Source organism: Monashia sp. HAY1-5C (genome assembly GCF_056755255.1).
Genome location: NZ_JBPGXG010000183.1, coordinates 1 through 7,254, shown reverse-complemented (window position 1 = coordinate 7,254; position 7,254 = coordinate 1). Strand labels below are relative to the sequence as shown.

Below are 7,254 nucleotides of genomic sequence, written 5' to 3'. Positions count from 1 at the left end.
GAGACAGGATGTGAACGGGGTGGGTTCCGCAGGGGGATGCGGACCCACCCCGTACTCATGTCCGGAGCCGGACACGAAGCGGGCGCCGGCCCGAGGCCCCGGCGTCAGCCCAGCCGGGCGTCGAGGAAGGCCGTCGTGCGCCGGATCGACAGCGGCCACTGCGTCGTGAAGGTGTGTCCCTGGCCCGGGTAGACGTCGTACGTCACGTCCTTGCCCGCCGCCCGGAGCGCCCGGACGGTCTCGGCCGACCAGGTGATCGGGCAGTCCTCGTCCGCCGTCCCGTGGTGGATGAGCACCGGGTCGGTGATCCGCGCGAAGTACGTCCGTGGGCTCGTCGTGGCCCACCGTGCCGGCTGCGCCTCGGGGGTGCCGAGCCGGGCGATGACCTTGCGGGCCACGCCCGTCCGGCCGGGGTCTCGGCGTACCCACCGGTCGAAGTTGTCGACGGTGTCCGAGCTCACCGGTGAGTAGGCCACGGCCGCTCGGAAGAGCCCCGGCCGCACGACGAGCGCCGAGTAGACGACTCCGCCACCCATCGACCGACCGACGAGGGCGATGCGGTGCGGGTCGACGACCTGCGCCTTCTTCAGCGCCAGCGCGGCGTTGATGGCGTCGGCGGTGTAGCCGGCGCGCAGGTTCGCGTCGTTGTCGGGGTCCGTGTCGGACTGGGCGTGGTTGCGGTAGTCGATGTGCAGCGTCACGTATCCGTGCCGGGCCAGGTAGTCGCGCTCGCGCAGCATCGTCTCGCCGTTGGTGTACTCGGCCGGGTCGACGTAGCCGTGCGCGAGGACGACCGCCGGGAACGGGCCCTTCCCGCGCGGGATGTTGATGCGCCCGGAGATCGTCAACCCGTTGCTCTCGTAGGTCGCGTAGAACTGTCGGTACGCCTCGGTGCTGCCGCGCTCGCGGCCGAGGCGCAGGTTGCCGCCCTCGTACCGGGCCGCGATCTGGGCCGGCAGGGAGGCCGGGTCGGCCGTGGCCGGGCGCGCTCCGGGGCCGGGTGTCGGCGGAGCCGGACGCGTCGCCGGTGGCGCGGACCCGGCGCTCGATGTCGGGCTCGACGTCGTGCCCTGTGTCGTGCCCTGTGTCGTGCCCGACGTCGCACCGCGCGTCGACGGCGTCGTGGTGTCCGGTGAGGCGCCGGTGCACGCGGATGCCGCGAGGACGGCGGCCAGGGTGGCCGACGCGCCGACGTGCCGGACCCCGTCGAACCGGCCCGGCCCACCGGTCCAGGGTGTGGTGACACGTCGAGGTCCTCCCATCCCCCGAGTCTGGCCCGCCCGAGCCCGGTGCGCACCCGCCCCTCGGTGCTGCCGACGGGCCTCAGGCCAGCCGGGCGGCCGCCTCGAGCACGGTCCACGCCTGCAGCTGTGGGGACAGCTCGAGACCCTGGGGAGGGGGAAGGGTGGTCGAGGCCGGTCGGAGCGGGTCGAGCGAGAACACCGTCGCAGGGCCACGTCGCCCGACCCGTCGGCCGGCGTCGCGCCCGGCCCAGAAGGCGTCTGCCGTGTCGTGGACGAGCCGAGAGGCGGTCGCCCGGGCCGACGCGTCGAGCTGGTCGGTGTCCGCCGCGAGCGCGAGGTAGCGGGCGAGGATGCCGGTGAACAGGCCGCCGTCCCCCGCCCCATGGGTCCGCAGGACGCGGGCGACATCCGGCACGTCCGGCGCGTCCGGCGCGTCCTGCACGTCCTGGACGTCCGGGCGGGCGGAGGTGTCGGGCGCGTCGAGGGCCCGGGATGCCGTGAGCCCGGCGTCTATCGCCGCGACGAGCGCGGCTGCGCGGGCGAGGCTCTCGGGGTCGCCGACCGTGACGAGCGCGCCGAGGACGGTGCCCTGGTTGTAGCTCCACACGTCGGGCACGAGCACCTCTGCGCCCTCGCGCAGCCGGATGCCGTCGGCGAAGAGCCCGGAGTCGGGGGACCAGAGCCGCTCGTAGGCCCAGTCGAGGATGCGGCGCGCGGAGTCGAGGTCGCCGAGCCGGGCCAGGTGGAGGGCCGCGGGCCCGCTCGCGGGGACGTTCTTGAGGTCGCGGTCGGTGCTCCAGAACAGGCCGCCACCGACGTCGTCGGTCAGCGCCGAGCGCAGCTCGGCCGTCAGCGCGCGCCGCACCGACCGGAGCCGGCGGTGGCCGCGTCGTCGTTCGACGAACCGGTGCAGGCGGCCCAAGCGTCCGGCTGCCAGGGCGAGCCAGGCCATGTCGTCGTAGAACTCGTTGGTCCAGCGGCCGCCGTTGCGAAGCCGGACCGTGGCGAGGGCCCGGTCGCCACGGGCCGCCGCGGCGGCCGCGCCGGCGAGGTCGCCCGCACGCAGGCGGCGCAGTCCCGCGTCGACGACGGCGTCGAGGTGGTGAGCCTGCCACCAGTAGTGCCAGGGGCCGCGCAGGCCGCCGAGCGAGCCGTCGCCCCGCCCGGCGGGAGCGCGCACCCGGGCCAGCGTCGTCGCCGGCAGCCCGGCGAGCGGCCTGCTGAAGAGCAGCTGCACCGACCGCTGTGCCTCGTCCGCGCGAGCCCCCGCGACCACGGCGTCGGTCTCCCTCGCGGACCGCGCGCCCGCGGAGGACAGGCGGCCGGACATGCCGGGTGCGGACGCGTCCGGAGGGGACGCGCCGGGTGGGGAGGTCTCGGATGCGGAGGCGTCGGCCACGCAGCGACGGTACCGGCAGTGTGCGAGCGGACCATGGTATGTACCCGTGTGCAAGGCTCACCACGGCGGCGACGTGCTCGCGCGCCGGGTGGAACACCTCCGAGGAAGGGCGAGGTCCAGTGACCGATCGGGTGACCCACGGGTCGGACCCCTCCGTCCCTGAACCACCGGTCGTCCGCGAGCTCGACGTCGAGGCGCCCGACGGCTCGGTCCTGCACGTCTACGACACGGGCGCGCCGGACGGGGTGGCGGACCCGCCCGTCGTCGTGTGGTTCCACGGCACCCCGAACATCGGACCACCGCCCGTGCCCCTGTTCCCGGCCGGGCGACGCCACGGCGTCCGGTGGGTCGGCTACGACCGGCCCGGCTACGGCGGGTCGACGCCGCGACCGGACCGCTCCGTCGGATCTGCCGCCGACGACGTGCGACGCGTCCTCGACCACCTCGGCGTCGGCACGTTCTCGGCGATGGGCCACTCCGGCGGTGGGTCGCACGTCCTCGCCGCGGCGGCTCTGCTCCCCACCCGGGTCAGGTCCGCGGTCGCCATCTCGCCGGTGGCGCCGTACGGGCCTGCGACAGCCGCCGGGATCGACTGGTTCGCCGGGATGGCACCGGGTGGCGAGGCGTCGCTGCGGGCCGCGGTGGCCGGCAGGGCGGCGAAGGAGCGTCACGAGGCGGCCGGGGCCGGGGGTCCCGAGCCGTCGGCCGAGGACCTCGGCTTCCTCCCCGCCGACGAGGCGATGTTCGCCGGGCCGTGGGGCTGGTTCGGGTCGGTCGTCGGTCCGGCGGTCGCGGCCGGACCCGCGCCGGTCGTGGACGACGACCTCGCCTACGTGCGCGACTGGGGTTTCGACCCTGCCGAGGTCACGGCACCCACGCTCGTCGTGCACGGCGAGGCCGACCGCATGGTGCCGGCCTCGCACGGGCGATGGCTCGCCGGTCGGGTGCCGGGCGCCGAGCTGTGGGTGGAGCCCGGCGCCGGGCACATCTCGGTGCTGGCGCGCGCCGAGGACGCCCTCGACTGGCTCGTGGAGCACGCCCGCGCCGGCTGAGTCACCGGAACAGCCGTGAGCCCGGGACGTCGGGGTTGAACGCCCAGAGGGTGTAGTCGTCGAGCCACCGGATGATCGCCCTGATGCGGTTCATCGCTCCTCCTTCGCGGTGGGTGCCGCGCCGACCCGTCCCGGCGGCCCCATCGCGGCCACCCGAGGGAGCCGACCCCCTCATCATCACCCCGGGACGTCACGACGTCGTGAGCTCGACGTGACATCCCGGTGACGGCGCCTCGGGCCGGGAGCGCGTGACCTCAGGCCCCCGGGCGTCGTTGGGAACCCGAGACCGTCACCGGACGAAGGAGTCCCACGTGCACCGCTCCGCCCGCCGCCTGTCCCGGCCCGCACGGGTCGCCGCAGTGGCGCTCGCGCTCGCCGCCACGGGCCTGACGACCGCGCCCGGCGTGACGGACGCCTCCGCCACGCCGTCGCGACAGGTCGTCCAGCTCGGGGACTCCTACTCGGCCGGCAACGGGACCGGAACCTATGAGGAACGCACGTGCTACCGCTCGCCCGACAACTACGGGGCCCAGGTCGCTGCGGCGATCGGCGCGAGCTACACGAACGTCGCCTGCAGCGGCGGGGTCGTCGCCGACATCCTCGAGCCACGCGACCTCGGCGACCCCTCGACGAAGACCGCCACCTACCCGATCGACCCGGCGACCTACCCCGACCAGCAGGCCGAGTGGCTGCGCCGGGCCCGGGTGGCGCGCCTGTGCGGCGTCCCCGCCCAGCCCGACTTCGACTACCGCTACACGTTCCTCGCGGGTGTCGGGGTCGGCAGCCTCTACACCGGCACCGTGCAGTGCCAGCTCTACGCACGGCCGCAGATCGACGCCGTCACGCCGGACACCGACGAGGTCTTCCTCACCATCGGCGGCAACGACATCGGCTTCTCGGCGATCGTCGCCGACTGCCTCGTGGCCCGCGAGCCCGCGCGGTGCAAGGCCGACCTCGACGCCGCCCGCGCCAAGGCCCCGACCATGGTGGAGCGCACCACGGAGGCACTCCGCGCGGTCGAGGCCCGATCGGGGGGTCACGCCGAGGTGTACCTGCTCAGCTACCCCTTCCTCATCGACCGCGAGAGCTACGGCATTCCCGAGGCGGCACCCACCTACGACGCCGGGGCCGCCCTCAACGACCTCCAGCGCCTCGGCGACGCCCTCCAGGCGCAGGCCGTCGCCGAGCTCGACGCCGAGCCGGGCGCCGACCGCTACCACTTCGTCGACACCGTCAAGCAGGCGTGGGGCGGCCGCGTCCACGGGCTCGACCCGCGGGTCCTCGGCGACCAGTCCTCGGCGTGGCTGGTGCCCGTCGGGTCACCGGGTCGCGACGTCGCCGAGTTCGTGCACCCGACGCAGCCGGGCTGGGACGCCACAGCGTCGGCGCTCGCGGCCGCTGTGGCCCGCTGAGGGGGTGCCGACGCGGGCGCCGAGGCCCGCACCGCGACCCGACTCAGTGCGTCAGCTGGCGGTCGTCTCGCGGACGAGGACCGATGCGGCCTTGGAGTACGCGTCCTCCGCCGCACCCTCGATCTCCTCGGGGTAGGCGTTGTAGAAGATCATCGTCAGCTCGACGTCCTCGACGGCGACGGACACCTGAGTCGCCTCGAAGCCCTCGAGGTCACCGCCCTCGGCGGTGATGCGGAAGGCGACCGCGTCGGTCCCGACATCCGGCGCGCTGACCTTGCGGACCGTCATCTTCGACGTGCCGGCCGGGACCTTGAACGTGATCGAGGGGCAGCCGGCGACGGCGCGTTCGATGCTGGCGTGGAGATCCTTCACCCGGTGCGGCGACCCCATGGCGTCGAGCATCTCGTCGATGACGAGGCCGTCGGCGCCGCTGGAGAACGTCCTCGTGGCGCCGGCCATGGAGCCCGGGACCTTCTCGGCGTTCATGAGCGTGACGAGCCGGGTGCAGCCGGCCTTCTTCGACGTGATGACGGCCGGGCCGCCCTCGGCCTCCTCCTTCTCCTCCGAGAAACCGGCGGGCAGGTCGTCGAGGGCGAGCAGCGCCTTGCGGAGCGACGCCGCGGCTCGGGTCTGCTCGACGGCCTTGGGAGGGGCGGCGGGGGCCACGCTCGTCGACGGGGCCGACGTCGACGGCGCGCTGGCGGTCGGCGACGGCGACGTAGTGCGACCGGCGACGGTCGTCTGGGCGAACCCGGCGGCCGCCGGGGCTCCCGTCGAACCGCTGGTGCAGGCACTGGCGAGGGCCAGTGAGGTCAGGCAGAGGAGGGCGCGGGTGGCCCGCGCGTACGGCGACATGTGCCGGAGGCTAACGGTGCCGGTTGCTCCCTGTTCGCGCTTTTCGGGCGGCCGTGTCCGATCGGTGACCTGTGGCCGGCGACGTCAGGTTCGCGTGGCGCGAAGGCGTGCGACGCGTCACAGCTCGCGGGTCATGAAGGTGCTGTGCGGGTCGAGGCGGCAGCCCGCGAAGGGGCCGCACTCGACGAAGCCGTGCGCCGCGTACAGTGCCCGGGCCGGGGCGAAGAACCCGGCGGAGCCGGTCTCGAGGCTGAGACGCGTCAGCCCCGACCGTCTGGCCTCGTCGAGCACCTCGGCGAGCAGGGCCCGGGCGACGCCGCGGCGCTGGGCCCGGGGGTCGGTGCGCATCGACTTGACCTCGCCGTGCGACGCGTCGAGCACCTTGAGCGCACCGCAGCCGAGCACGCCGTGATCGGTGTCGCGGGCCACCCAGAACGTCACGCCCGGGGCCCGCAGGCCGTCCAGGTCGAGCGCGTGCGAGCTCTCGGGCGGCGAGATGCGGCGCAGCTCGGCGACGTGACCGTCGAGGAGCGCCACGACGGCGGGGTCGGTCAGGTCGTCACGCTCGATGCGGAACCCGGTCATGGCCCCATTCTGGCGTGGCCGTCCCGCCTGCTCAGCACCAGATGGCGGCGGGGAGGCCGTCGGCGAAGACCTCGGGCGGGTCGGGCAGCGAGGTGGCCAGGCCCGCGGCGTACCGCGCGGCCGTCCAGGCGACGGCGCACGCGTCGATGACGTCGTCGGCGGCATAGCCCGAGCCGCCGAGCACCGACGGACGGGCGATGCCGGCGGCGGCGAGGGCGGCGAGGCGCAGGTCGCGTCCCTCGTCCGTCTTCTTGCCCGGCACGATGGGTCGGCCCGCCATCGTCGCGAAGGACACCTCCGGGTGCACCTCGAGGACGCGGACCGTCGGTCGGGTGCGCAGCCACGCGTCGACCTCGAGGATCTTCTCGCGCAGCCCGAACGCCTGGGCACCGACGCCCTGGCCGACCAGGCGCCGGTTGACGGCATCGGCCTCCTCGCGCGTCGACGCGGCGTAGGCGGCTCGGGTCAGCGTCGTGAAGACCGAGGCGGCCTTGCCGCGAATCGCCTTGCGGGCCAACGCGTCCGCTTGGCGAAGGCTCGAATCCGGCAGCCCGATCGGGATGTCGATGCCGACGACGGCCAGGCCGAGCGACTCACGCACGAGCTCGACGAGCCCCGAGATGGTCGGCGCCACGACGACCCGCGGCCGTGGGGCGTCCGGCTCGAGCACCTGTCTCTTATACACATCTGACGCTGCCGACGACGGA

At 74.6% G+C, this 7,254-nt stretch carries 7 protein-coding genes; 2 read left to right on the top strand and 5 right to left on the bottom strand.

Going from position 1 to position 7,254, the window contains the following annotated elements; translation table 11 throughout:
* Positions 1-104: 104 nt before the first annotated feature.
* Both ACR9ZK_RS19790 and ACR9ZK_RS19785 read right to left on the bottom strand, forming a co-directional pair.
* On the bottom strand, positions 105-1,262 hold the full coding sequence (locus tag ACR9ZK_RS19790) for an alpha/beta hydrolase family protein (RefSeq protein ID WP_481343683.1): 1,158 nt from the start codon (positions 1,260-1,262) through the stop codon (positions 105-107).
* A gap of 61 nt (positions 1,263-1,323) precedes the next feature.
* Positions 1,324-2,643, bottom strand: a complete 1,320-nt coding sequence (locus ACR9ZK_RS19785; RefSeq protein WP_481343682.1) for a glycoside hydrolase family 76 protein — start codon at positions 2,641-2,643, stop codon at positions 1,324-1,326.
* A gap of 119 nt (positions 2,644-2,762) precedes the next feature.
* Between ACR9ZK_RS19785 and ACR9ZK_RS19780 the strand changes: the two genes are divergently transcribed.
* Complete coding sequence (locus ACR9ZK_RS19780) at positions 2,763-3,695, top strand: alpha/beta fold hydrolase (RefSeq protein WP_481343681.1); 933 nt, start codon at positions 2,763-2,765, stop codon at positions 3,693-3,695.
* Between the two features lie 311 nt (positions 3,696-4,006).
* Positions 4,007-5,107: an SGNH/GDSL hydrolase family protein gene (locus tag ACR9ZK_RS19775; RefSeq protein ID WP_481343680.1), complete on the top strand. Its 1,101-nt coding sequence runs from the start codon at positions 4,007-4,009 to the stop codon at positions 5,105-5,107.
* Positions 5,108-5,158: 51 nt separating this feature from the next.
* Here ACR9ZK_RS19775 and ACR9ZK_RS19770 read toward each other — a convergent pair whose 3' ends face one another.
* From ACR9ZK_RS19770 to ACR9ZK_RS19760, 3 genes are all read right to left on the bottom strand, one after another.
* Complete coding sequence (locus ACR9ZK_RS19770; RefSeq protein WP_481343679.1) at positions 5,159-5,962, bottom strand: hypothetical protein; 804 nt, start codon at positions 5,960-5,962, stop codon at positions 5,159-5,161.
* Between the two features lie 117 nt (positions 5,963-6,079).
* The gene (locus tag ACR9ZK_RS19765) at positions 6,080-6,547 is read right to left on the bottom strand and encodes a GNAT family N-acetyltransferase (protein WP_481343678.1); all 468 of its coding nucleotides are present in this window, start codon (positions 6,545-6,547) and stop codon (positions 6,080-6,082) included.
* A gap of 31 nt (positions 6,548-6,578) precedes the next feature.
* On the bottom strand, positions 6,579-7,232 hold the full coding sequence (locus ACR9ZK_RS19760) for a DUF429 domain-containing protein (protein ID WP_481343677.1): 654 nt from the start codon (positions 7,230-7,232) through the stop codon (positions 6,579-6,581).
* Between the last annotated feature and the right edge of the window lie 22 nt (positions 7,233-7,254).